This is a genomic window from Pseudomonas sp. C9, assembly GCF_002000165.1.
GTDB lineage: Bacteria > Pseudomonadota > Gammaproteobacteria > Pseudomonadales > Pseudomonadaceae > Aquipseudomonas.
Genome location: NZ_MPAK01000001.1, coordinates 3,769,068 through 3,794,063 on the forward strand (window position 1 = coordinate 3,769,068; position 24,996 = coordinate 3,794,063).

A 24,996-nucleotide genomic window follows, 5' to 3' on the forward strand; every position below is an offset into this window, starting at 1 on the left:
CAATGGGGTATGGGTGTTAGATGGGGCAGGTGGGGGGTGGTTTCAATGGCCCCGGATATTTCCAGATGTGTGTTCAGGGGCGGGACAGATTCAGGGATCTTAACGGCAGGCAGTGTGCCGCTCGCTCAAAACAGGTGACGCGCCAGCCGCCTGGGCCCATCGCCCGCTTGATCAAAAATCCATCGTTCTATCCCTGGCACTGTGCGCAGCGCTGCAAATGCTGCCGACTTATGTTGCTCTGTGCATATCACATGCACGTTGGGCCCGGCGTCCACTGTTGCACACACCTCCAAACCCTCACCGCGCAGTTGCCGCACCCGCTCCAGAATCCGCAAGGTTGCCGGTTTCCAATAGAAAATCGGAGGCTGTGAAGTCATGGCAATCATGTGCAACTCCACGGCTTCGCGCTCCACAACAGCGGCCAATGCGTTGAAATCCCGGCTCACAATCGCTTGGCGGACAGTCGCCAGGCGTTCCGGCAGAAGGTCCAGTCGAGTCGGGTAAAAGGGGCTGCTGTTGGCGAGAAGATGACCTTGACGGGAGCTGACAGTTTTAGGTGTGGCGTCGACGATGGCGATCAAGTCATGCAGCGGCCAATGCTGCCCCGCAGCGAGTTGGACCGGCTCGCAGAGCTGCCGGCTATCGCCAGGCCATTGGACAAACCCGCCCAGCACCGAGCGCGCCGCCGAGCCAGAGCCGGACAGGCGCGCCAGTCTGCCGAGATCGGGGCTGTCGAGTGATTGCCCGCAGCGCAAGGCGAATGCCACTGCCAAGGCACTGAAACCCGACGCTGACGAGGCAATGCCCGCACCCGTCGGGAAGTTGTTGGTCGTGGCGATGCGCAGCGGTGTCCAGTCATCGAAGTATTCGCGCAAGGGTTGCAGATGGCGTTCGATTCCAAGGCGCAGTGAGGTTTGTGCCACAACCAATAGGCCGCTGGCGGTTTTCCACATGATTTCATCGGCAGCGCCCTTCGTCCGGGGCGACAACGTGCAGAAGCTGAGGCACTGACTCAGGGTCATGGAGATTGAGGGATTGTTGGGGAGCGTCTGCCGCGCATCGCTCATGCCCCAATACTTGATGAACGCGATGTTGCTGGGCGAAGAAACGCTGATCCGATTCATTGCACTTGGACCTCCAGGCCGCCCACCGCTAATGGGGCATCGATTCTGCGATAGTGGGCCAGTTCCGGTAGCGCCGGCGCGTCGACCACCAATAGTGCTCCGGCCTGGTCCCCGGAGAGGGCGCCAGCCCCGCAAATTTTTGCTGCACCACCGGCTGCTTCAATGGCGCGGATCACTTGCACAACGGCATTGGGCACCACGCCCAGACATTCCAGGGCCGCTTCATAGTCGTGTACCAACGCCTTGAGTGTTTCAGGTGCCGGGCTGCGGGACTGCAACAGCGTGCGAAAGCGTTCGGCACAGCTGTGCATGCTTGCCAATAGTGGGTTATCCCGGCCTTCGAGCTGGTGTCGGGTGGCGGCGATGACATGCCCGGTACTCTCGCGAGCGGCTCCGGTGTGGTAGATCTCAATGCCGTGTAATTGCAGATGTACCGTGCTCTCGGGCCACGAAATCATCTTGAACCGGTTTCCCGCCTCGCGGCGTCGTTCGACCATGCCACCCAGCAAGCAAGTGTTGTGATCGATCCCTGACGGCAGCCCATGCTGGTAACGTTCAACGCGCATGGCTAGCGGTTGCAGCGGATGCCGTTGCGGCGACAACTTGAAGAGGCGCAACAACGCCGCTGACAGGCTGACCGCCAGGGCTGCCGAACTGCCGAAGCCTGCGTCCAGCGGAATGCTCGATTGCACTCGTAGCGTGCAGCCGCGTATGTCTTCTAGCGCCAGTTTGAGCAGAACTTCGCCCACAGCACATTTGACCAAGTGATCGACGTCGTTTCCTCTGACGCCGATAAAGGTGTGTGTCTGGGGATCGTTTCGAAAGCATACCCAGCGTTGGCGCACTTCCCGGACGTAATCGAGCAGGGCGCCCGTGCTGTATTGCCGATGGATTTGCAGCTCGGGTAACTGAATTTCAATCTGATCATCGTCGCGCTCACGCACCTGCACGGTGCAATACAGCCCCAAGGTAGTAGCGAACACCGGGCAACCCTGCAACGCCGCGTGCTCGCCAATCAGAATAATCTTTGCGGGAGCGCGTGCTTGCACAGCAACCGGTGCCATGACTCAACGCCCCCATTGCACATGAGCTTTTACCAAATGATGTGCTGCTTGCGCCGCCATGATGGACAACTCACCCGCCAGCACCAGCGCTCCGATTATTTCTGCCAAACGCAAAGTGTCGACTCCAGGTTTTTTGGCGCCCGGGACAATCCCCATCAACGCCAGTGCTTCGCGTTGAGTGCACAAACCGGTGCCGCCGCCGACAGTCCCCAGTGGTGTGTCGGGCAACAGGATCGAGGCGTAGAGGGCGCCATGCTCGCGCGCTTCGAGGCAGGTAATGCCGCAAGCACTTTCTGCTACTTGAGCGACATCTTGTCCGGTGGCGATAAAGACAGCCGAAAGAATATTGGCGTGATGGGCATTACTGCCCATTGCCCCCGCCATTGCTGAGCCCAACAGGTTTTTGCGGTATTGGACGTCACACAACGAAGCCGAATCGGTTTTCAGGATGTCGTGCAGGATGTCAGCGCTCAGATGGGCTTCGGCAAAAATGCGTTTGCCCCGACCGTTTAGCACGTTAACCATCGCCGGTTTTTTATCGGTGCAGTAATTGCCTGAGATGCTGATGCAGGGTAGGCCCGTAGCGGGGCTGATCAGCTCGGTTATGGCCCGCTCGCAGGCGATGCTTGCCATGTTCATGCCCATGGCATCGGCACTGTGGAAGCGAAAACGCAGGTAGATCGTGGTGCCGACCAATGCGGGCACGATGTCCTGCAATACAAGGTGACGGCTGTTCTCTTCGCAGAGCTGTTTGATTTTGTCGTAGTTGTTTCGGACCCAGGCTACGAAAGCCTGTGATTGTACGATACCGCTGGAGCGAAACACCGGCGCTCGGGTGATGCCCACATCGTCGACGCGCACCACCGCGCCTCCGGCGGCGCGTAACGCGGCGCACCCTCGGGACACGCTGGCGATCAGTGCACCTTCGGTGGTCGCCAGTGGCGCAAAGACCGGTTCCTGGGCGGTAATCGCTTGCCCATTGACCAACAGGGGGCCGGCAACGCCCAGCGGTATCTGAATAGCCCCGATGAAGTTCTCGCATTTTGCCGGGTGCGCATCAAACGTGTAATTGCCGATGGTGGTGAGTGAGGCCCCAGTGATCAATTGCAACGCCTCACGCCGAATGAAGGACGCTTGGTTGCGCGACAAGGTTTCAGGTAGTTGGTGCAGGCGGACCTCACCCTTGGCCAAGGCCTCTATCCATTGAGCGTCGAATTGAGAGTGGGACATGAGTCACCCGGCGGGTCATTGAGTGCGCAAGGTGGTGCGCGTCCTGTTGATGATCTGCAGAACTGACCCAGGCAGGTACTGTCATTGTTGACAGTTTTTTATATCGATCGGCGATTGGACGGCACTCGTCGAGGCGTTCCGGACAGACAATTAGCCCACATTGACCAAATGTGGGAGCGTCGCACCTCCGCTCCCACTGGGGATCAACGGTGTTGCGCGGGTTTGGGGCGTTCGAGGTTGTCCATCATCCGGTTCGCGGCCAGTTCGGCGAGCATGACGATTTGCTGAATGGCCATGGCGGTGTTGCGATGCGGGCCTTCCAGGTAGGCGGCAAAATCGCCGGCCATCACGCTGGCCTGGGCCAGGGATTCACAGGTGTGGGCCAAGAGGTCTTCGTCTTTGAGGTCCGGTGCAAGCATGAACATGGTGCTGGGTTTGCGGGTGGGCGGTGATTTCAGGGCTGCGGGGTTTAGGTAGTGATTCAGCGCGCGTTCGGCGGCTTCATTGAGTTTTTTGGAATCGATGGATTCGTAGGGGGAAACATCGTCGGTTTCGGGGGGATTTGGTGTTTCTTTGATCATGGTGAAGCTCCATTCGAAGATAGGGAGTTCGCCACGACTGCGACCAAGCAGTTGGGTGGCAAACCGTACGCAGGTTGGTCGACCAGGGAATGGAACCCGGCAGGGCCGAAGCCCTCCCACGCACAGCTCGCCATGAAGCAAGCACGAAAAGTGCGCCATTCTAAACCTGGGCGACCAAACCCGGTCGCTGAATTTGCAGCGACGCCCAAAGCCTATCGTCCCGGCTTCTGACCCAACAACCGACAGCGCTTGTCGGAAACCGCCGCCAGAGCAGCCACCGCTATAGGACGTTCGCCGAACTTCCAGACCAACCACAACCCAAATGTGGGAGCGGGCTTGCTCGCGAAGGCTGTTTAACATTCAACATTTTTGTCGACTGACACACTGCTTTCGCGAGCAAGCCCGCTCCCACATTTGATTTGTGTTGTGGTGTAGACCGCGGCTAAAAAAAAGGCGACCCCCTCACAGGAGTCGCCTTCGTTTTAACCGCCGCTAAAACTTATTCCGACAGTTTGTACGCCATCACATAGTCACCTTGCTTGGTGCCCAGCGAACCGTGACCGCCGGCAACGACCAGCACGTATTGCTTGCCGTCCTTGCCGGTGTAGGTCATCGGGGTGGTTTGCGCGCCGGCCGGCAGGCGGCCTTCCCACAGTTGCTTGCCGTTTTTCACGTCGTAGGCGCGCAGGTACTGGTCGAGGGTGCCGCTGAGGAACGCGACGCCACCGGCGGTGGTGAAGGTGCCGCCCAGGCTGGGTACGCCCATGCTCAAGGGGATTGGAACTGGCGAGCTGTCGCGCACGGTGCCGTTCTTGTGCATCCAGATTTTTTCATGGGTGGTCAAATCGACCGCTGCCACGTAGCCCCACGCCGGTGCCTGGCACGGCAGGCCCATTGGCGACAGCAGGGGTTCAAGGACTACGCCGTAAGGCGCACCTTTGTTTGGTTGTACGCCTTCGGTTTCGCTTTTGCGCGGGCCTTGGGCGGCGATTTCCGCAGCCGGGATCAGCTTGGATTTAAAGGCCATCCAGTCCGGGTTCACGAACAGGATCTGACGCACCGGATCCACTGAGATACCGCCCCAGTCGAACACGCCGAAGTTACCCGGATAAACGATCGAACCTTGCAGCGATGGCGGTGTGAACGGGCCGTCGTAGCGCAGGGATTTGAAGGTGATCCGGCAGACCAGTTGGTCGAACGGTGTCACCCCCCACATGTCGCGTTCTTTCAACGGCGGCGGCATGAAGTTGAGGTCGGACTTGGGTTGGGTCGGCGAGGTGTGATCACCGGCGACAGCGCCTTGCGGCACCGGTACTTCGTTGATCGGCACGATGGCCTTGCCGGTGCTGCGGTCCAGCACGTAGATGCTGCCTTGCTTGGTGGACGCAAGCACCGCTGGCTTCACGCCGTCTGCGGTTTTCAGGTCCATCAAGGTTGGCTGGCCGCCGACGTCCATGTCCCACAGGTCATGGTGGGTGAACTGGAAGTGCCAGCGCGCTTTGCCGGTGGCGATGTCCAGGGCGGTCAGGCCGGCGGCGTGCAGTTCCGATTCTGGGGTGCGATCACCACCGTACTGGTCCGGGGTCTGGTTGCCCATTGGCAGGTAGAGCATGCCGAGTTTTTCATCGACCGCGAACATGGACCACATGTTCGGCGAGTTGCGGGTGTAGGTCTGGCCTTCGGCAATCGGCGTGGTGTCGTCCGGCTTGCCGCTGTCCCAGTTCCACACCAGTTTGCCAGTGTGTACGTCGAACGCACGGATCACGCCGCTTGGCTCGTCGGTGGAGACGTTGTCGGTGACGTGGCCGCCAATCACCACCAGGTCTTTAGTGACCGCTGGAGGCGAGGTGGAGTAGTAACCGCCGGCGGTGAAGCCGCCGATGTTGGCGCGCAGGTCAACCTGGCCCTTGTCGCCGAAGTCTTCGCACATCTTGCCGGTGTCGGCGTTCAGGGCGATCAGGCGGGTGTCGGCGGTGGGCAGGAAGATCCGGCGCGGACAGGCGTTGGCCACGGCGGCGCTGGCGCTGCCGGTCGGGCTCTGCTCGGAGGCGTAGACCGCGTCATCGTGATACGACACGCCACGGCAGGTCATGTGGGCCCAACCCTTGAAGTTCGCCGCGTTTTGCGTGGAGAGCTTCGGATCGAAACGCCAGATTTCCTTGCCGGTGTCCGGGTCCAGCGCGATCACCTGGCTGTGCGGCGTGCACACGTAGAGCATGCCGTTGACTTTCAGCGGGGTGTTTTCGGCGGTGGTCTCGCCCGGATCGTTCGGGCCCGGCAGGTCGCCGGTGCGGTAGGTCCACGCCGGGACCAATTTGTGAGCGTTTGCCGGGGTGATCTGTGCCAGGGGCGAGTAACGATCACCGTGAGCGCTGCGGCCGTAGGAATTCCAGTCACCGTCGGGCATGGCCGGGGCGGTGTTGGTCATGCCGGGCACGCTGTCGCGGTCCAGTTGACCCTTGATTTCACCCGGGTTGGTGAATTGGCTGGCCAATGCGGCCACGCCCGCCACTACCACAGCGACACTCAGGGCGCCGGTGCCCATCGGTGCAGCACCTTCGCGCAGCAACGGACGACGGAACCATGGCAGTAACATGACCAGGCCCAGTGCAAACAACATCGCCAGGCGCGGCACCAGTTGCCACCAGTCGAGGCCTACTTCCCACAGTGCCCAAACGGTGCTGGCGAACAACACCAGTGCGTACAGGCCCAGCGCAGCGCGGCGGGCGAGGATCAGCAACACGCCGGTCAGCGTCAGGCCGATACCGGCCAGCAGGTAATACAGCGAGCCGCCGAGCATGCTCAGCTTGATCCCCCCGGCCAGCATGGCCAGGCCCATTAGCAGAAGCAGGATGCCGAGCAGGCTCGGCAACAGACGGCTTCGACTCAAAGCACCATCAGTGCTCATAGTGTGGTTCTCCGTGACGTTTCAAGTAGTCCCGCGCAAGTTCACTGTAGATGACGATCTGGCGTGGGCATGGTTCAGTTATATAAGTGAAACCTGGTTAGCGCTTGTTCAGGTGTTGCAACCCTTGTAGGAGCAGAGCTTGCTCGCGATGGCGGTGTGTCAGACCGCATCAATGTCAACTGACACTCCGTCATCGCGAGCAAGCTCTGCTCCTACAAGGCTTTGGGGTGTTGTTTAGAACGACGACTGGATCTTGATCCCGCCAATCAGCGCGTCATCGACGTTATCCACACCACCGGGATGGCGGATGTATTGCAGGTTCGGGCGCACGGTCAGCCAGTTCGTCACATGCACGCCGTAATAGAGCTCGGCGCTGTATTCGGTGTCCTGCGGCGGCAAGAAGGCCGGGTCGTCATAGTCGAAGACGGCATGCGCCTGATTGGTGGCTTCAGCGTTTTTGCGATAGGCCGGGTTGACGTGGACGCGGGCCAGCGCGAAGCCGATGTCGTCCTTGGCGCGCGCATCGAACAGGCCTTTGTAGACGACGCCCGCCTGCACATAGTTGTCGATGGCATTGGTCTTCTTGTCGTGCATCGTGCCGTTGGCGAACACGTTCAAACCACGGCTGTGATCGCTGGCGACGCTGGTGATTTGCTGCTGAATACCCAGCCATACGCCGTGCTTGCTCGATGCGCTGCGGTAAGCCTCGCCGCTCAGGGCGGCGGGCTGGCCGTTGCTGTCTTTGTAGACGTCGGTGGCGCTGGCGCTGCTGTAGTAATAACCGGCGCGGTATTCGCCCGGCAGGCCGTTGAGCGTTGGCGACCACACCAGTTCCACGGGCACGATTGCGCCCTGGGTGCCGCTGCCACTGAGCTTGAAGCCGTTGTCGCGATCGAGGTTCGACGGGTTTTGCTCATAGGCGCCAATCTGCGCGTACAACTGCGGCGTCAGGTGATATTTGACCCGCATCGCCCATTGGCTGACGGGCCAGTTGTACCAGATGCTGCCGGCCCAGTTACCGACCTGGGAGCCACAGAACGCCAGGTTCTGGAAGTCGCAGGGGAAGCTGTTGAAGTCTTCGCCTTCACCAAAGCGGCCGGCCTTGATGTCGAGTTTTTGGTCGAAGAACTTCTGCTGATACCACATCTGCGTCAGGCGCCAGGTTTGCCCACGGCCCCAGACTTCCTGAGCCGAGGTGAATCCCCCCACGCGAGGGTCGTTGATGCGGTCGTTGCTGATGTTATTGCCGCTGCGTTCGGTGATGGTCAGCTGAAATTCGGCATCGTTCCAGCCCAGGATTTTCTGCAAATCCAGGTGCGTGCCGAGGCCAAACTGGTCGCTGTAGCGCGCGGTGCGGTCATGGTCGTAGCCACCGTGCAGGTTACTGCCCATTTCACCGGTGTAATCGACTTTGAAGTCGTAGCCTTTTTCCGAAAGTTCGGTGCGCGTGCCGTTCCAGTCACCCAGCATCCAGGGGGAGTCGCTATCGAAGGCGGGCGCTGCCTGGGTGCAGGTGGCGAGGCCCAGGGCGGTGAATCCGCCGATCAGGCGTAGGGCTTTTCGGTGGGCAACAGGCAGTGAGACAGCGCTGTCTCGCGAAGTGTGGAAATCAGGCATAGAGAGAGAATTCTTGATCTTTTTCTAGGAAAGTTACGGATGGCAGCAGGCGTAAAGCAGGTAGCGGAAGCGTTTCAGCTTGGCGGCCGCAAGGATAATGTTCTGTTACAAATAGAGAAAGGGCTTTTCCTGACATGCAGCATTTCAGATTCGGTAACAGTGCCGGGCGGCGATCTTTTCAAGGTCACCTACATTTAAGGGACAAGCGATAGCGCACAGAGCGCTTCCACCAGACCACACCCTCGGCTAAGGTGCGCGGCTTCCCATCCTTTCACCGCTTGAAGGCCCGGCATGACCGAACAGAACAACAACCCGCTGCACGGCGTGACGCTGGAGCAAATCCTCAACGTCCTGGTTGAACATTACGAATGGTCGGGGCTGGCCGAGCGCATTGATATCCGCTGTTTCAAGAGCGACCCGAGCATCAAGTCGAGCCTGACGTTCTTGCGCAAAACCCCGTGGGCGCGAGAGAAGGTCGAGCGCTTGTATGTGAAATTGATGCGCACCAAGCGACCAGTCTGACAATGGTTAACCAACCGACGCCGGGTTCTGCCACGAGGCGTCGTTTTGTCGCCGTGGCGGCGGTACTGGGGTGGCTGGGGCTGAGCATTCAGCTGTACCTGATTCTCTACTCACGCTGGAGCCTTGAAGCCAGTTTGATCGGTGGGCTGGTGAGCTTTTTCAGTTACTTCACGGTGCTGACCAACACGCTGGTGGCGACCGTATTGACCTGTGAATGGACATCCCGCGAGTCAGCGGCGCGACGCTGGTTTTTGCAGCCGTGGGTGAGCAGTGCGATTGTGGTGAGTATCGCCGTGGTCGGCCTGGCGTACAGCCTGCTGCTGCGCCATCTGTGGCATCCCGAAGGCTGGCAGTTTCTGGCCGACGAGCTGATGCACGACATCATGCCGCTGCTGTTTCTGGGCTATTGGTGGTTATGCGTGCCCAAGGGCACGTTACGTCTGAGGCACATCGCGTTGTGGTTGATCTATCCGTTGGTGTACTTCGTATCGGTGTTGTGGCGCGGTCACGTGTTGGCGGTTTATCCCTATCCGTTTGTAGACGTCGACAAGTTGGGTTATCCACAGGTGTTTTTGAATGCGGGTGGGTTGTTGGTGGGGTTTGTGGTGATTGCGGTGTCGTTGACCGCGCTCGACCGGCAATTGGGGCGACGCCGCTAGCGCCGCCCTCACAGGTCACTCTTCGTCGCTGTCATCCAGCCGCCAGTAACCCACGGCTTTGACGAATTGCTCGTTCAGCCCATGCTCATCAAGCAGCACCCGCCGAATCTGCCGCGACACCTTGGTCTCGGTCGCCACCCACGCATACAGATTGCCGCCGGGCACTTGCGCTTGCTTCACGGTGGTCAGCAGATTGTCCTTGCCGCCTTCGCGCAGCACCCAGATCACATGGACCTGCGCGGCGCTTTCCAGACGTTGCTGCTCGGTGCCGTTCTCCACTTCCACAATCACCAGCGCCCGACGATTGGCTGCCAGGCCTTCGAGGCGACGGGCGATGGCGGGCAGGGCGGTTTCGTCACCGATCAGCAGGTAGCTGTCGAACATGTCCGGCACGATCATCGAGCCGCGTGGCCCGCCGATGTGCAGGAACTGACCGGGTTTGGCCTGCTCGGCCCAGGTCGAGGCAGGGCCGTCGCCGTGCAGCACGAAATCGATGTCCAGTTCCAGCGTGTCGAGGTCGTAACGACGTGGTGTGTAGTCGCGCATCGCTGGCATCGGCCCGTTGTTTTTGCCCGCGCCGAGCACCAGGGTTTCCAGCGCCGCGTGTTCCGCCGCGTTTTGCGGGAACAACAGTTTGACGTGGTCGTCGGTGCCGAGGCTGACGAAGCCGGCCAGTTCCGGCCCGCCCAGGGTAATCCGGCGCATACGTGGCGTCAGGTCGACCACGCGCAACACCTCCAGACGACGGCGTTTGATCTCATGCATGACGCGGTGGATGGATTGCACGATCACTTCAGTCATTCGGCTTTCTCCCGGACAGGTGGAACGGCAGGGCCGTCGACAATGGCTTTGGCGGTGTTATTGAGCAGGTCGCGTACCCGCAGGATTTCTTCCGGGCTCCAGCGGCCGTGGTGCATCTGCAAGGCATGACGCAAGTTGTGCACGGCTTCGTGGATCTCGGCCGGGCGGTCATGCCCGCGCAGCGAGCGTTTGCTGACTTCGATGCGCATCCGCACGCCATCCAGTGCAATGGCTTGCTCGGTCAACGACAAACGTCCGGCGTCGGTGATGCTGTAGCGTTTTTTGCCGCCCTCGGCGTCGCCCAGAATCATTTCGCTTTCTTCAAGAAAAGTCAGGGTCGGGTAGATCACACCGGGGCTGGGGCTGTAGGCGCCGTCGAACATGCTTTCGATCTGGCGGATCAGGTCATAGCCGTGGCAGGGCTGTTCGGCGATCAGTGCCAACAGCAGCAATTTCAGGTCGCCGGGGGCAAACACACGGGGGCCACGGCCGCCGCGTTCTCGGCCAGGACCTGGGCGTTTTTCGAAGCCGTCACGGCTGTCGTTGTGCTCTCGATGGGAATGATGGTCTCTCATTTTGTGTCTTCTCTGTCGTGTTTAGATACAACTTAAGATATATCTTATGAGAAATGCAAGGCACCAAGACGAGCGGTCGAAGACTGAGGCAGGGCGCTGCAAGCGCAAGAGGGCTGTGACGATTGCTTCTTTAGAGTAGTTAGACTAATTAATAACAGTTCATTTTCTTACCAATGGCTGTTAAAAAATAATAAGTAGTGCCGTTCTTACAGATATTTAATCATTCTTGTCTGTGTGCTTTTTTAGTTAAAACTGTGTGTAGTATCAGTCTGAGAGTCGAACAGCGTAATTGCTGTTTTTACGACTTTTTTCCTTCTGTTCGAATGCTCTTGTTACTACATGTTCTTCGGAAGTTACGTACTTACTTTCCCAAGAGATTGGTCGATCATGTTCCGGCGTCGAAAGTTAAGCCTCGTGATGAACTCGTACATGACGCTGGCTTGTTAGGACTGCTCTCGGCCCAATCCTTTGAAAAGACAGGTACTCAATAATGCTCAATAAGTTTGCAATCGCCGTCCCGATGACACTCTTGGCACTTGGTTCTTCGCTGGCGTTCGCTGCGGAAGAAGCGCGCACCTCCATCAACATCAGCGCCACCATTCCAACCCAGGTTTTCCACGCCCAACCGGTCAATCCTGACTTTGGTAAAGATGAGAAAATGACCTACAACCTGGTGACCGGTACTTTGAGTCCATTGCGTGCGACGTACGATATTCGGCACACCAATGGTTCGGTCGGCGCCTATGTGGAAGGAGGTCCGCAACCCCTGTTCAACGGTAGCAACAACATCGCACTGACCTATAAATTCAACGGAGTTACCCTGACCGGCGCTTCCCAGGAAGTCGTTGGCGATACCGAGTCCAACGGTGGCATGCGGGCTGATCTGGTGATTGACGCCGCTAAACCCACCGCCACTCAAACGGGTTTCTACACTGCCACTCCGGTGGTGATCTTCGATGCCATCCCGCGCATCTAGTAATACTGAGATGACTTAAGGGTTGTCCTTATTAAGTAACGCTCACCGGTCGATGGGTAGTCAGTATCCGTCGATCGGGTTTTAACGTAACTATCTCTAGAGTATTTCGCTCATGTTCCCGATGACTCACATCGCGACGGCGCTTGCCCTGTTTTTTTGTGCAACCGCTTTGGCTGCGCCTGCAGATAGCGCGTCTACACCTCGAAGTCTGCTGGCGCAGGCCAAAGGTTTGCCGTCTGAGTTCGAAGAGCACTTCTTTGATGTGCCACTGGCGGTGCGCGTGGAACTTGACCAACAGTTTCTGGGTGAGGCGATGGTGGTGTTATCCCGCGACGATCGCATCACCTTAGTTGACTTCACCGATGTCAGCGATAGCACTATCAAGCCCAGCGAGCGCGAGACCTGGGCAAATTATCTCAAGCAAGGTGTCGCACTGGGAGGCTGCCAGGGGTCGTGCCCGGAGCAACTGCTGGCGGTGCATTACAGCCTGGAAAACTCACTGGTTTCGATCCTGACGCAAAACGCCGAACGCGACGAGACGGCGCAGCGCTACTACACGTTGCCCGAAGGCGGCAGCACCGGCCTGATCGTGCGCAATCAGTTGAACCTCAACGGCGGGCAGAACCAGGACTTGGGCGGGCGCTATGGTCTTGAAGCCAGCAGCAGCCTGGGCAACTGGACTCAGGCTGTGAATGTTCAGCTGTCCCGACTCGGCGGGATGGATGACGAGTTGTTTCACGCGGTGAATGAGCTGTACACCCAGCGAGAACTGGAAGGCAATTTTCTGCGACTGGGCCTTTTCACCCCTTCGTCCGAAGGGCTGAGTCGGCAACCGCGCACCTTTGGTACCAGCCCCGATACGGCGGTGGGGGTCATGTACGGCAGCTCCGACAGCCTGGCCATCAACAATCCGAAACCGGCGGTGTATCCGATCTACGTCACCGCCAACCGCCAGGGGTCGGTGGAAATCTATCGCGACGGTTTGCTGATCAATACCCAGGCGATGCCGGCCGGCTTGCAGACCCTCGATACCCGACCGTTACCGGGCGGGATCTACGAAGTGGAAGTGCGTCTGATCGAAGACGGTCAAATCACCTCCAGCACCCAAGAGCTGGTCTACAAGCCCAACAACTGGCGTAACCATGACGAGCGCTGGCGCTACAACCTGTTCGCGGGGCGCGAGTCCAAGGTGCTCAGTAACTGGGACGAGCAGGACGATGGCGACATGACCGCCGGCGCGGCGGTCAACTACTTGTTGCATCCGCGGGTGATCGTCGGCCTGAACGGGCGCCAGGTGCGTGACAGCTTGCAGTACGGCACGTCGGTCGACTGGGCCATCGTCAACAATGCCAGCCTCTACGCCAACATTTATCAAACCGAAGACTACGGCACCGGCCTCGACGTGCAGGGGCTGTATTCCTACGGCAGTGGCAGCGTCGTCGCCAGCCACAACCGCAGTTGGCTCGACACGACGCGGCTCTACGACACCTTGCCGGACGGAACGCGAGTGCGACAACGCAATGTGTTCGTTGGCCAGACCAGCAACTCTTCGTTGTCGCTCAACCATCGATTGACCAGCAAGACCTCGGTCAACGCGCGGGTGTCCCACAGCGAGGGCAATACCGAAGGCGCGGGGGTGGATCTGGGATGGACCCAGCGCACCCGACTGTTCGGCAGCGATGCCAACTGGCGATTGTCACTGTTCGACCGGCCAGGCAGCGTGAGTTCGGGGGACGACCGCAATCGTGGCGTCGACCTGAGCGTCAACATTGCTTTGGGCGGCCCCGGCGAACAGCTCTCCGGCAGCATCGGCTCACGCACCGCGCGTGAGGGCGGGCGGGATAACAACGCCTCGATCACTTACCGCAAAGACCTGCAGGGGCACCTCTTGCAGAGCGTGTCGGCGACCGCCATCACCGACACCTATGGCATCGGTTTGAATGCGATGGGGACGATGCATTCGGACCTGGTCAACGGCGACGGGTTTGTCCAGCGTTCGTCTTTCAACAACGACTTCACCGGCGGCCTGAACCTGGACAGCACCGTGGCCGTCGGCGGCGAAAAAATGGTCGTGACCAGCCAGTACCACCGCAACGGTGCCGGGATGATCATCGATGTCGAATCGGACATCGCGGGCATCACCCTGCGCGCCGACGATTTGAGCGGCGGCAGTGCGGTACTCAAACCGGGTCGCAACTTTGTCCCCATCACGGCCTACAAAAGCAGTTCGGTCAGTTTCGACTTCGAGGGCAACCATGTGCCCGCCGCGACCATCCAGCCGGCGCGCTCCAGCTATCACCTGAACAAGGGCGGCGTGGAATATCGCCAGGTCCGCGTGATGAGCACCCTCACCGTACTCGGACGCTTGATCGACCCCCAGGGCAACCCGCTCAAGGGGCACCACATCATCAACCACGCCAGTCGCGGCGTGAGTGAAGTCGACGGCTTCTTCTCCATGGAAATGAACGCCGGCTCACCGACCCTGGAAGTGCGCCACGGCAATCAGTTGCTGTGCCAGTTCCGCCTCGACCCGAGCAGCGCACGCACGGAAAACAACGTGCTGATGATCGGGGACCTGCGGTGCACACCGGACACATTGGCGGATGCGACTTTCATGGCCCGGACGGCGGGCTGATGGTCCGGCACAACGCGATTAATCAACGAGGTAAGGGACGATGAAACGTCTGTTGGCACTATTTGGTTTTTGTTTATTCACCCAAACGGCACACGCTACGCCGAGCATCAATATCGGCACCGTCTACGACTATCTGGACGGCGATAAAAGTACCTACCTGAAGCGGGTTTTCAACGGCGGCGACAGCACTGCGTTCGTCAAGGTCAACATTCTTGAAATCCTCTATGACGCCCAGGGCAAATCACAGGAAGTACCGCTCAAGACCCAGGCCGACGGCAGTGCCCGCGACGGCCTGATGGCCAGCCCGGCACGACTGATCGTGCCGGCCAATGGCATGCAGGGTACGCGGTTGCTGTACATGGGCGAACGGGCTACAGAGCGCTATTTCCGCGTGCGTTTCGTACCGGTGGTGCCGGAGAAAGAAGATGAGTTCGCCGTTTCCAGTGAAGAACGCGATGCCTACAAGAAAACCCTCTCGGCCGGGGTCAACGTCCTGGCCGGTTACGGCGCGGTGTTTTTCGTGCGGCCCAAGCACACGCGCTATGAAAGCGTGATTGAAAACGCGGCGGCTCTTTACCGCATTCGCAACAACGGCAACACGGTGGTGGTGATCGACGAGTTCAAGGACTGCTCGGTAAAAAACGAACAGGACTGCCAGCCGACGACCAAGCATCACATCCTCGCCGGCCGGACGTTTCAGTTTGAAAAACAGGCCGGTCGCGAATACCACTTCACCCTCGTTGAAGGTGAAAGCAGCAAAAAACTGGACGTAAAGGGTTGAGCCCGGGTGATGACTATGTTGAAAAAAATACTCCCCGTGCTCATCGGTGCATGGGTTTCGAGCACGGCGTTTGCCGCCAGGGAGTCCCACCATTTCGATGTGTTCGTGAGCATTCCAACGTTGGCGTTCTATGTGATTCCGTCTGACCCTGGCTGGATTCATCGTGAGCAGCAACTGCCATGGAACCTGACGGCATCGACACTGGGTGGTTTGCGCAAGTTTTTCGACGTGAAGAACGAAGCAGGCTCGATCGAGGCCCGGCTCGAAGGCCGACCCTATCTATCCAATGGCACCGAAGCCCATGACATCGGCTTACGCGTGCTGTTCAACGGCACATTGTTGAACGACGCGGAAAACAGCGAGGTGGTGTCCATGGCCGACGCCATTGCGGGCAAACGGGTGGTGCTGGAAATCGTCCCGGTGCCGCCGGCCGACGGGGTTTACAAGCCCGGCAATTATTTTGGCAACGTCAACATGATTTTCAATGCGGTCATGCCCGGTGGCTGAGTGATAGAAAATGAAAACGAAAAACACCGTAAGAGTTCCGAGCCTTATTGTTTGGGCAATTGCGACGCTTGGATGGGGGATCGAGCCGGTGATGAGTGCGTCCATGGATATCAGCGCGGTGTTTCGGCCTGATCCTTCGAGACCCATGGATAACAAGTTCATCAATCAAACGCCTGTTACCGGACATTGCCAGCTTCAACCGGAATTTTGCAAAGAGAAGGGGCTGTTTTCTCTACTGGCGCCCATTGATTTTGTGTCCGTCGCGCCCATCGAAGCGCGGCACTCAGATTCGCGTAAAGGTGCATTTTTTCGAGTGCCAGGTCAGTGGCAAGTGCTGCGTGTCAGGAACGCCGTGACTAATGAGTATTCCGAACTGGAAGTGCGCATAGCGTCGATTGGTGGCCGCTACATCCTTCCGGATACCGCTGAAAACCTTGTGGGTGAAGGCGAGCCCACCAGCGTTCAGGGGTGGCACACACGCTTATGGGGCGACTGGACATGGTACCCACCCGCTCCCTGCCAGCCGACGGGAGGTATGTACACCGCGCCGGCCACTCGAACTTTTTTCTGGATGACACCGATTGCGAGTGAATGCGCGGCAACCGCCAATTATCGTATTTCGAACTTGAGTTACGACAAGATGCAGATCGGCTATGAACTGCGTACGCCCAATCCTTTGGGCATGTCGTCCGGCCTGTATACCGGCGACTGGACGTATACCGTCGGTCCCGGAATGGATTTCGATATGGGTGACATCATGATGCCCAGCAGTTCAACCCTGACATTGAACTTCATTCTGGACGTCCAGCACACCCTCAAGGTTGACGTGCCGCCGGGCGGCAATCGCGTTGAACTGGTGCCCCAGGGGGGGTGGCAGTCCTGGTTGACGCAAGGGCGCAAACCGACGCGGCTGTTTCGCGACCAGACCTTCAACATCTCTGCGAGTTCGCGCTTCAAGATGCAGATGGAATGCCAGTACAGCCACGATAGCCGCACGTGTGCAGTGCTGGAACCGGTTTCCGGACATTCCGTGCCGCTGAACGTCAGTGTCAGCCTGCCCCATGGGTTGACGGACGCCGATGGGCAAGCGGTGGATCGTCGCCCTCTGAGGCTCGACGGCAGCGGTACAACGTTGTTCCAGCCAGGATTTTACGTAGACCGCAAACCCGGAACACTGCACTTCGAAATCCCCGCCACGCAAGTGGGCGAAATGATTCATCCGGGTCAGGCACGGCAGTACTCAGGCAGTGTGACCGTGATCTGGGATTCGGACATTTAGACGCGCCATCACCCGATGCTGGTGCAAGTGATTTGTGGAGACGAGACGATGGATGATTCAGCCCGGCAAGGACACCGGACGATAAAACGTGGCGTATGGACAGGGTTACTGGTTGTCGTTTTTTCTGTCCCGGCAGTGGCGGAAGTACACGATATCCGCGCGACATTCCAGCCGGATTCGGCGAACCCGCAAAAAAATCAATTCACTAATCAAACACCTTCCGAGGGATTTTGCGCTCAAGTTCCACAGGCCTGCGCGCCCTTGAAACTGTTCAGCCTTATCGCCCGCATTCCATTTACGGCCAATGCGCCAATCCTCGCCAATCATACGGACCCTCGCCAGGGCGGCATGGCCCGGGTGCCGTCCGACTGGCGCGATGTGTCCGTGACACACAGTTCGGGGGACGTCACAACGCTGCAGGTGCGGATTGCCGCGATTGGTCATGAATCGTTGCTACCGAGGTCCATTTCCGAATTGACGGGTGGCGGGACCTGGGACGATTTATGGGAAGGCGGGCGCTGGTTGTACGCGCCTGCACCCTGCGTAGGAGTGGGGTGGGGCACCGTCGGCAACTTTGGCTATAACAGCTTCTGGGTCGTCCCCGTCGGGGCGGGTGTTTGTAGCAAAAAGGCGAAGTTCGACATTCCTTTGTCCTTTCGTTATCAGTACATCGTTTTCGGGTACGAATTGCGTACGCCCGATCCGCTGAAAATGGCGTCGGGCGATTACACCGGCGTTATTTCCTACACGGTTGGCCCGGGCCAGGATTTCGACATGGGCGATGTCATGATTCCCAGTGACTCCGTGTTGACCCTTAACTTTTCCCTTGAGGTCAGCCATACCCTGAAAGTCGATGTACCGCCTGGGGGGAACCGCGTCGAACTGGTTCCCGAGGGCGGCTGGCAGTCCTGGTTGACGAAAGGGCGCAAACCGACTCGGCTGTTCCGGGACCAGACGTTCAATATTTCCGCCAGTTCGCGCTTCAAAATGAAGATGGAATGCCAGTACAGCCACGATGGCCGCACGTGTGGAGTGGTGGAACCGGTTTCCGGACACGCCGTGCCGCTGAACGTCAGTGTCAGCCTGCCCCATGGGTTGACGGACGCAGCCGGGCAAGCAGTGGATCGCCGGCCGCTACGGATCGATGGCAGCGGTACGGCGTTATTCCAACCGGGGTTTTATGTGGACCGCAAACCGGGAACGCTGCACTTCGAAATCCCCGCCGCGGAAGTTGGCGAAATGATTCATCCGGGTCAGGCGCGGCAGTACTCAGGCAGTGTGGCGGTGATCTGGGATTCGGATGTTTAGATACTCGCGTTATACGCGGTGACAGGGAGTGTATGAAACATGAATAGGGCAACGACGGCGAGCCGCTTGAGTACGCTGGCTCTGACAGGCGCGTTCGCTGCGTCGGCAAGCGCGGCAACCGTGGATATGACGGCGGTATTCCGGCCAGATCCGGCAAACCCCATGCAAAATTCTTTCGAAAACAAAACACCTCAAGGAGGGTATTGCGGGGATCACCCGGAGTATTGTGACAACGGCGTGTTCAGCATCGCCCTGCCCATTCGCTTCAGGTCGGTCGCACCTATCCAGGCGTTGCATGATGAACGCCAGGGCCCGATGTTTCGTGTGCCTTCATATTGGAAGGACATCACGGTTCTCCATGAAGAGACCGGAGAAGCCGAGACGGTCAGAATGCGGGTCAACGGTATCGGTGCGGCCTACACGAACAACGCCCCGCTTCCCGAAGCTGTTTGGCAAAGTGCGTGGGTTTACGCGCCTGCCCCCTGCCAATATGGTGGCGTTGGCTATGGTAACGCCCTGTATTACGCGTTCTTCTGGAGAGTACCGGCCGATGCAGGTGTGTGCGCCAAGCAGGCACAGAAGACAATTGCCGAGACCCTTTCGTTTGCTTATGAGAACACCGGGTTTTCCTATGAGCTAATCACGCCCAACCCGCTCAAGATGACGGCGGGTATCTACCGGGGCATATCGAGTTACACCGTCGGGCCGTACCGGGATTTCGACATGGGTGATCTCATGTTGCCTGACGATGATCTGATCACCCTCAATTTCACGCTGCTGGTCGAACACACGTTGAAAGTCGAGATTCCACCGGGCGGCAATCGCGTCGAACTGGTTCCGCAGGGGGGCTGGCAGGCCTGGCTGACTCAGGGGCGTAAGCCTGTGCGGCTGTTCCGTGACCAGACGTTTAACCTGTCGGCATCCAGCCGTTTCAAGATGAACCTGGAATGCCAGTACGTCAGCGGCAATACCTGCGCGTTGCGGGAACCGGCATCGGGGCACACGGTGGCGCTCGATGTCGGCGTGACCTTGCCCAACGGCCTGACCGACGGGACGGGACAGCCGGTCAATCGTCGTCCACTGTTGCTCAACGGCAGTGGCACCGATCTTTTCCAGCCTGGCTTTTATCTGGATCGCAAGCCCGGCACCCTTCACTTTGAAGTGGGCTCGGAGGACGTGCAGGAAATGCTCAATCCGAGAACTGCCCGTAACTATTGGGGCCAGGTCACGGTCATTTGGGATTCAGAGGTGGGGTGATTGAATCCTGAGGCCCAAGGACCTCAGGACACTCAGGGTCCTGCTCGTTTACAGCCCGGCCTTGTTCAACGCCTCGCGAGTCAGGCGCCGGCTCAATTCCTTCTCCCGATAACCGATATCGTTGAGCAATCGGTCATAGGTGGCATCGGGCATGACGCCTTCGTTCAACAGCTCGCTTTGTGCCACGGGAATTTGCTGCGCGAGGTCGAGCACTGTTTTTCTGAGCACTCTGCGCTGCGCATCGGGGTGGCCAATGGAGCGTGCCCAGTTCCGTTGAGCCGTGCGCAGTTGTTCCAGCAGGTCGGACTTGGTCGCATAAAAACGAGTGTTTCGGCTGTAAGCGTCCGAATAAGTCGCCCTCAGGTATTTGTCCCAGAACGGTTGCTCGATCATCGCGTTCACCAGCCCGTCTCCTTGCTCCAGTGAAATGACCGTGTCAAAAGCCTGTTCGAGCATGGCCTCGTCGACGCCGGCCGTGGGCCGGTAAAGCATGGTCCGGGATTGCCACGGCAAACCCAGGCGTTGGGCGAGCCCGGTTTCATAGGCCAGGAAGACCTCGACTTCATCCGGGGTGCCGGCACGGCTACGAAAATCGGCGCGGGCCACGTCGTCCACGTGTTCCAGGCGAGCGGCACCTTTGGCCAAGGTCACCAAGCGGTTTTCCAGCATCGTGGTCGATGTCGACAGGGCGTTCGCTTCGCTGGCAAGCACCTTGATCCCCATGTTGTTGAACACCTGAGCCCCTGCATCGGCGCAGGTGGTGGGCGCGGTCGCGATCTCGAACAGTTCCTGGCGAAGTTCGCTGTCCAGATCCATGGCCTCGATCATGCGCCAGACTCGGTTGCTGAGTTGTTGGCGCATCTCCCCACCGGCCCGATAGTCTCCGGACAGCGTCTGGCGCTGGATAATCTCGAAGAAGCCTTCTGCGCCAGGCTCGCCCATTAGCGCGTGCCAGGCTTCTTCTCTGAAGGTGCCCAGCCCGCCGGTCTTGTTCCACCAACGGCTGTCGTCGGACATCGGCCATTGATCGATGGCGCGCTCGGCAGCGGGTGAGTAAGTCTGGTAGGGGTTGCGCCCCACGGACCGTCGATAGTCGTGATAGGCAATACGGTTCGCCTCCGACAGATCCCGTACGTTGAGCCGGGTACGCGCCACCAGCAGTGCGTCGTCGGAGCCGGGTACGACGTCCGGTATCTGTGCCAGCGGGTTGTCCCTCAAGTCGAGGAAAAAACCTCGCGGCCGTTTTTTATTAAACAAGCCCTCGGGCCAGGCCTTCACCCCCGTGTGGCTCAAACTCAGGATGCCCAGTTTCGGCATGCGCCCCACGTCCGGCAGCAGGCCCAGTTGCGGGTTGTCATCAAGGCGCAGGGTTTCCATGCGGGTGAGGTTGCTCAATTGTTCGACTGCGGTGGGTGTCAGCCTGATCTGGTTGTCGGTCAGACGCAGCGAGCGCAACAGGTGCATTTTGCCGACGCCATCCGGCAACCGGGTCAGTCGGCAGCCTCTGGCGCTCAGCTGTGAAACCCGTGGAAAGTCTCGCAGCAGTCCATCGGCGGAGGCAGAAAACCCCGTGTGATCCAGGTTCAGGCTGCTGACCTGATCGAGGTAGTACTTGAGGTCGGGCCGTTTTTTCCACCACACCTCAAGGTTGTATTGACTGAACTCTGTCGACAGATCCAGTGCGTAGCCTGCATCAAGGGTGGTGCTGCGCTCACCGAAGACGGTCGACTTCCTTTCGAAACATTTGATGAGGCGTTCGCTAATGTGCAGACCACCCTTGTCCCTGAAAGAATTTGCGCCGGGTCCCCAGCCTTCCGGTTGCTGATAGCGCCATTGATTAAGCAGCACGCGCAGATTGTCCAGGTCGCGTTCCAGGCGATCAAGCGTCGCCAGTGCCTCGTCGGTCGGTCCCAGTGACCTGACGAAGCTGGTGGTCTCCCGCTCGCTAAAAAGAGGGTACAAATCCTGCACCCGTTCCATCGGGGTCGTGCCGGCCCGGGACAGGGCGGGGCCGCGCAGCAGCAACTGGGTCTGCGGGGCGGCGCTGGGCAAGATCGGCGGTTCGAGCAACGCGGTGCGTCGTTCGCCGGGCGCCTCGGTTTTGGCTTTTACCCATTGTTTGAACATCCGCCCCTGGCCCGTGCGGTAACCCAATCGGGCTCGTGCCTGTGCCGGCAATGCCCGGAGCACTGCGTCATAGAAGCTTTCGTGCGGCACGGGGCTGGAGCCGCCGCTGACAGCGTAGCGTGCGAACTCGTCTCGAATCAGCAGCCGAACCGTCTTCGCCTCGTCAATGCCCACACGGCAGCGCAGTGGTCCGTCAGAGGTGCCGTCGCGGATTTCGATGCGCAAATCACCAAAGGTGTCGGCGTGGATCCTGAGCGCGTTCAGCACCAGGCGTTCGGTATCGGCTGTCAGCTGTGCGTCATCGAACAACCCGGCGTAGGCATGGCTGGCGCGTGCTTCGAAGGCCGCCTCGCGGGCCTCGCTTTTCAGCGTCAATGGCAAACTTCGCTCGGTGTCCATTCGTTGCACATCGATGCGGCTGGCGCCGGCCAGCAGTTTGTCGGCAGCGCTGACGGGCAGGTCTGGAAAGTGACGCGTCAGCAGGCGAAGACGAGGGTTGTCGACGGTTTGGCTGGCCTGGTACTGCAGGTTGAAAATCTCCACCTCCAGTTTGCGGGCTTCATCGGCCAACAGGTTGCGCAGGGTTTGCAGGCGCTCAGCGGCGGGCAGTGGGTGGCCGAACAGGTTGTTGAGTTCCGCTTCGTCAAGAAACGCAAGAAGGCTGTGCGCAAACTTGCCGCTCAGCACGTGAGCCACGCTGGTGGAAAGGGTTTGCCCAGGGCCGGCGTCGGGGTTGCCATACTGGCGAAAGCTGCCGCTCAAGTCGGCGTCCTGGTACACCTTCAATGCCTTGTCCACAGGCCAGCCCTCCAGGTACGTTGGCAGCGGCTCGAACCAATAGGACGTGGCGGAAAGCGGTTGGCCGGTCCGGATCTTTGCAATGGCGTGGGCCACGTCCCGGCCAATTCTGAAGCGTTGCAGGCTATCGCTCAGCAATGGCGGGGGCGGGGCATTGTCGACATGCATCCGGCGCAGGGCGTTGTCCTGGGTACCACTGATGCTGCGGATTTGCTCGAGTTGCGCATCGCTCAGGTCCGCCACGCTGTGCCCCAGACGACGCATCAAGGTCGAGCCTTCCCACTCGCGCGGATTCTCGGCTTCATGGCTCCAGGCGCCGACGCCGTTGTGTTTCAGCGCGGGTTGATAAGCGTCGGTGCGGCTCGGATGCTTGACGCGCCAGGTGCCCGTGCGTGGGTCCTGCTGCACGGCGTAGTGCTTGTTCTCCAGCGCCAGGATGCGTTGACCGTCGAGGGCGTGCAGACCTTGTTCGTCGGGGATTGAGTCGGCAGGCAACTTGAGGTTCGGTTGTTCGTAGGGTGTGAGGTCGGGGTGCCACAGATACTGCCGGCCATCGGGCAATTGCACCGGTTTCATGCCTTCGACCAAGGGCGACAGTTTCAATCGTACAAGCTGGCCAATCTGTGCGCCGGCGGCAAAAGCCGCGAGCTGGATGACGTCCGTAACCACCCCGACGATATGCTCGGCGGCCTCGGTAAACTGCCCTTCGGCAAGGTCCACAATGGACGTGATGACCTCGCTTGTGAGCTGGTACGCCGTATACACCATCATCAGTTCACCCAGGCCCGGCACGAACGGCGTGACGATCATCAGGGCCACGTTGAAAATGTCCGAAACGACTTTCTTGAAGTTGTCCCACCAGGCCCAGCGCGCATTGCTGTCTGCGTCGGCGGTAGAGACAGCAATGTGCCGGGCGTCATTGAGGATCTTGTTCAGTTTTCGCTGGTAGAGACGGGTCCAGAAATCACCGGTGACCGGTGTGACGTCAATACGCAGATTGGGATTGGATATGGGCTCCTCTCGCCACGTCGGACGCTGATCGAACGGCCCTTTTTTATGGCCCTGCGTCTCGAACAGACGGGCCTGGAGGCCGGCAAAAAAATGCCCTCGCTGTGGCTGATCGACAAACTGGCTGAAGTACTGGCGATAGGTCATTTGCGACGACTCGATGAAGGCGTTGTCACGCAACTGGCGAGTCAGTTCATTCATGAAGTCGGTGACCGAGGCGTATTCCTTGAGCGGATGCTCGGGGTCATGGGGAACGTACGCAATGATCCTTGAGACATCGCTCGCCTGTTCCAGATCAGGCGATATCAGCACGATGCCGGTCAATGGCGTGTCCATGAGGGCCATCTCGGCGAATTGCACAATCTTGCCTTTGAGGGTGAGATTGCGCTGGCCATCGAGCATCGCAAGCACTAGATCATGGGTATCGGCGACGATGTCGCCAGTCATCACCGCCAGGTGTGTCGCGGCGATGAACGCGGCTTTCTGGTTGTCGACCACTTTGTGTTTCAGGTACGTCTTGGCGAGCGCATCGTCCGGCAACAAAGTGCTTTCAAGGTGCTTGGTGTACCGCGCGCCAATGTCCAGTTCGCGGCACAGGGTCTGGAATTGGGCAATGGACATTTTGCGTTTGATCGGCTTGATATCGAACAGCCCTCGCTCGTCGGGCTGGGTGATGAAATCGGAGGCCGCTTCGCAGGTTTCGTGTCGGGCGAAGTTATGCAAGGCGGCGTCCAGTAGCGAAACATTGCGAACGACAACGCCCCCCGATAGGTTGATGGCATACCAGGGACGCTCTTTGGGTAAATAAAGATGTAAGTAAGTTGTTCTTGTGTTGTCGTCGATCCCGTACTGCTCTTTTAAGGCGGCGCTTAATAAGGGTTCGGCAAATGTATAAATATCCTGTAACTCATCAAGCATTAAGTCCACTTTGTTTTGTGATGCCCAAAGTTTCAGACTGGCCGCTTTCAATAAAGAATGACTGGACGGTGAAGCGGCGGTTATCCAGTGCTCGCGGCCTGTGCGGGCAGCGCTTAGCGCCTTGATCCTCTGGGGTGAAACTTCTTTGAGCGGGGCAGGGATTCGACTTGTTATAAAGTCATAATGGCGGCCTTTGTTATTGGCAGTACGTCCTTGTGGGTCAGTCATTGTTTTAATAAACCTTAAACGTTGAAAGAAGGCTCCAGCCTACCCTCCAACGTTAAAAGTAAAAGTCTGAATTACTGCTGTTAAGTCAGTGTG

19 protein-coding genes are annotated in these 24,996 nt (G+C 59.0%); 10 read left to right on the forward strand and 9 right to left on the reverse strand.

The features are described from left to right. Positions 1–125: 125 nt before the first annotated feature. The 6 genes from mvaD to BMS17_RS17655 all read right to left on the reverse strand — a co-directional run bounded on the left by mvaD (position 126) and on the right by BMS17_RS17655 (position 8,524). The gene (gene mvaD / locus BMS17_RS17630) at positions 126–1,124 is read right to left on the reverse strand and encodes a diphosphomevalonate decarboxylase (protein WP_052961847.1); all 999 of its coding nucleotides are present in this window, start codon (positions 1,122–1,124) and stop codon (positions 126–128) included. Beyond that, positions 1,121–2,188, reverse strand: a complete 1,068-nt coding sequence (locus BMS17_RS17635; RefSeq protein WP_077431322.1) for a mevalonate kinase — start codon at positions 2,186–2,188, stop codon at positions 1,121–1,123. The genes mvaD and BMS17_RS17635 overlap by 4 nt, the downstream gene beginning before the upstream one ends. A 3-nt stretch (positions 2,189–2,191) precedes the next feature. Next, positions 2,192–3,418, reverse strand: coding sequence for a hydroxymethylglutaryl-CoA reductase (locus tag BMS17_RS17640; protein ID WP_077431323.1), 1,227 nt, complete (start codon positions 3,416–3,418; stop codon positions 2,192–2,194). 203 nt (positions 3,419–3,621) lie between these two features. After that, positions 3,622–3,999, reverse strand: a complete 378-nt coding sequence (locus BMS17_RS17645; RefSeq protein ID WP_046026594.1) for a DUF6124 family protein — start codon at positions 3,997–3,999, stop codon at positions 3,622–3,624. A gap of 499 nt (positions 4,000–4,498) precedes the next feature. Further along, complete coding sequence (locus BMS17_RS17650; RefSeq protein ID WP_077431324.1) at positions 4,499–6,907, reverse strand: glucose/quinate/shikimate family membrane-bound PQQ-dependent dehydrogenase; 2,409 nt, start codon at positions 6,905–6,907, stop codon at positions 4,499–4,501. 234 nt (positions 6,908–7,141) lie between these two features. Further along, entirely contained in the window at positions 7,142–8,524 is a 1,383-nt protein-coding gene (locus BMS17_RS17655; protein WP_046026591.1) for a carbohydrate porin, read from the reverse strand. Positions 8,525–8,563: 39 nt separating this feature from the next. On the opposite strand from BMS17_RS17655, the gene BMS17_RS30375 reads away from it, so the two are divergent. From BMS17_RS30375 to BMS17_RS17665, 3 genes are all read left to right on the forward strand, one after another. Beyond that, entirely contained in the window at positions 8,564–8,722 is a 159-nt protein-coding gene (locus BMS17_RS30375) for a hypothetical protein (RefSeq protein ID WP_158283918.1), read from the forward strand. Positions 8,723–8,815: 93 nt separating this feature from the next. Then, complete coding sequence (locus tag BMS17_RS17660) at positions 8,816–9,046, forward strand: VF530 family DNA-binding protein (RefSeq protein WP_046026590.1); 231 nt, start codon at positions 8,816–8,818, stop codon at positions 9,044–9,046. 2 nt (positions 9,047–9,048) lie between these two features. Continuing rightward, a complete protein-coding gene (locus tag BMS17_RS17665; RefSeq protein ID WP_046026589.1) occupies positions 9,049–9,705 on the forward strand; it encodes a Pr6Pr family membrane protein in 657 nt (218 codons plus the stop codon). Between the two features lie 15 nt (positions 9,706–9,720). On the opposite strand, the gene BMS17_RS17670 is transcribed toward BMS17_RS17665, so the two are convergent. Both BMS17_RS17670 and BMS17_RS17675 read right to left on the reverse strand, forming a co-directional pair. Next, a complete protein-coding gene (locus BMS17_RS17670) occupies positions 9,721–10,506 on the reverse strand; it encodes a siderophore-interacting protein (protein ID WP_077431325.1) in 786 nt (261 codons plus the stop codon). Beyond that, on the reverse strand, positions 10,503–11,081 hold the full coding sequence (locus BMS17_RS17675) for a PadR family transcriptional regulator (RefSeq protein WP_046026587.1): 579 nt from the start codon (positions 11,079–11,081) through the stop codon (positions 10,503–10,505). The genes BMS17_RS17670 and BMS17_RS17675 overlap by 4 nt, the downstream gene beginning before the upstream one ends. Positions 11,082–11,571: 490 nt before the next feature. Between BMS17_RS17675 and BMS17_RS17680 the strand changes: the two genes are divergently transcribed. The 7 genes from BMS17_RS17680 (at position 11,572) to BMS17_RS17710 (ending at position 19,824) form a co-directional block, all read left to right on the forward strand. Then, the gene (locus BMS17_RS17680) at positions 11,572–12,057 is read left to right on the forward strand and encodes a CS1 type fimbrial major subunit (protein WP_046026586.1); all 486 of its coding nucleotides are present in this window, start codon (positions 11,572–11,574) and stop codon (positions 12,055–12,057) included. 112 nt (positions 12,058–12,169) lie between these two features. Then, entirely contained in the window at positions 12,170–14,692 is a 2,523-nt protein-coding gene (locus BMS17_RS17685; protein ID WP_077431326.1) for a TcfC E-set like domain-containing protein, read from the forward strand. Between the two features lie 40 nt (positions 14,693–14,732). Continuing rightward, positions 14,733–15,473 (forward strand): pilus assembly protein, encoded by a 741-nt coding sequence (locus tag BMS17_RS17690; RefSeq protein ID WP_046026583.1) that lies wholly within the window; start codon positions 14,733–14,735, stop codon positions 15,471–15,473. A gap of 9 nt (positions 15,474–15,482) precedes the next feature. Continuing rightward, on the forward strand, positions 15,483–15,980 hold the full coding sequence (locus tag BMS17_RS17695) for a CS1 type fimbrial major subunit (protein WP_371916699.1): 498 nt from the start codon (positions 15,483–15,485) through the stop codon (positions 15,978–15,980). Positions 15,981–15,990: 10 nt separating this feature from the next. Continuing rightward, the gene (locus BMS17_RS17700) at positions 15,991–17,259 is read left to right on the forward strand and encodes a hypothetical protein (RefSeq protein ID WP_052961846.1); all 1,269 of its coding nucleotides are present in this window, start codon (positions 15,991–15,993) and stop codon (positions 17,257–17,259) included. A gap of 48 nt (positions 17,260–17,307) precedes the next feature. Beyond that, a complete protein-coding gene (locus BMS17_RS17705; RefSeq protein WP_046026582.1) occupies positions 17,308–18,567 on the forward strand; it encodes a hypothetical protein in 1,260 nt (419 codons plus the stop codon). Positions 18,568–18,606: 39 nt separating this feature from the next. Then, the gene (locus BMS17_RS17710) at positions 18,607–19,824 is read left to right on the forward strand and encodes a hypothetical protein (RefSeq protein WP_077431327.1); all 1,218 of its coding nucleotides are present in this window, start codon (positions 18,607–18,609) and stop codon (positions 19,822–19,824) included. Between the two features lie 48 nt (positions 19,825–19,872). On the opposite strand, the gene BMS17_RS17715 is transcribed toward BMS17_RS17710, so the two are convergent. Further along, entirely contained in the window at positions 19,873–24,903 is a 5,031-nt protein-coding gene (locus BMS17_RS17715) for an NEL-type E3 ubiquitin ligase domain-containing protein (protein WP_077431328.1), read from the reverse strand. Positions 24,904–24,996: the final 93 nt, after the last annotated feature.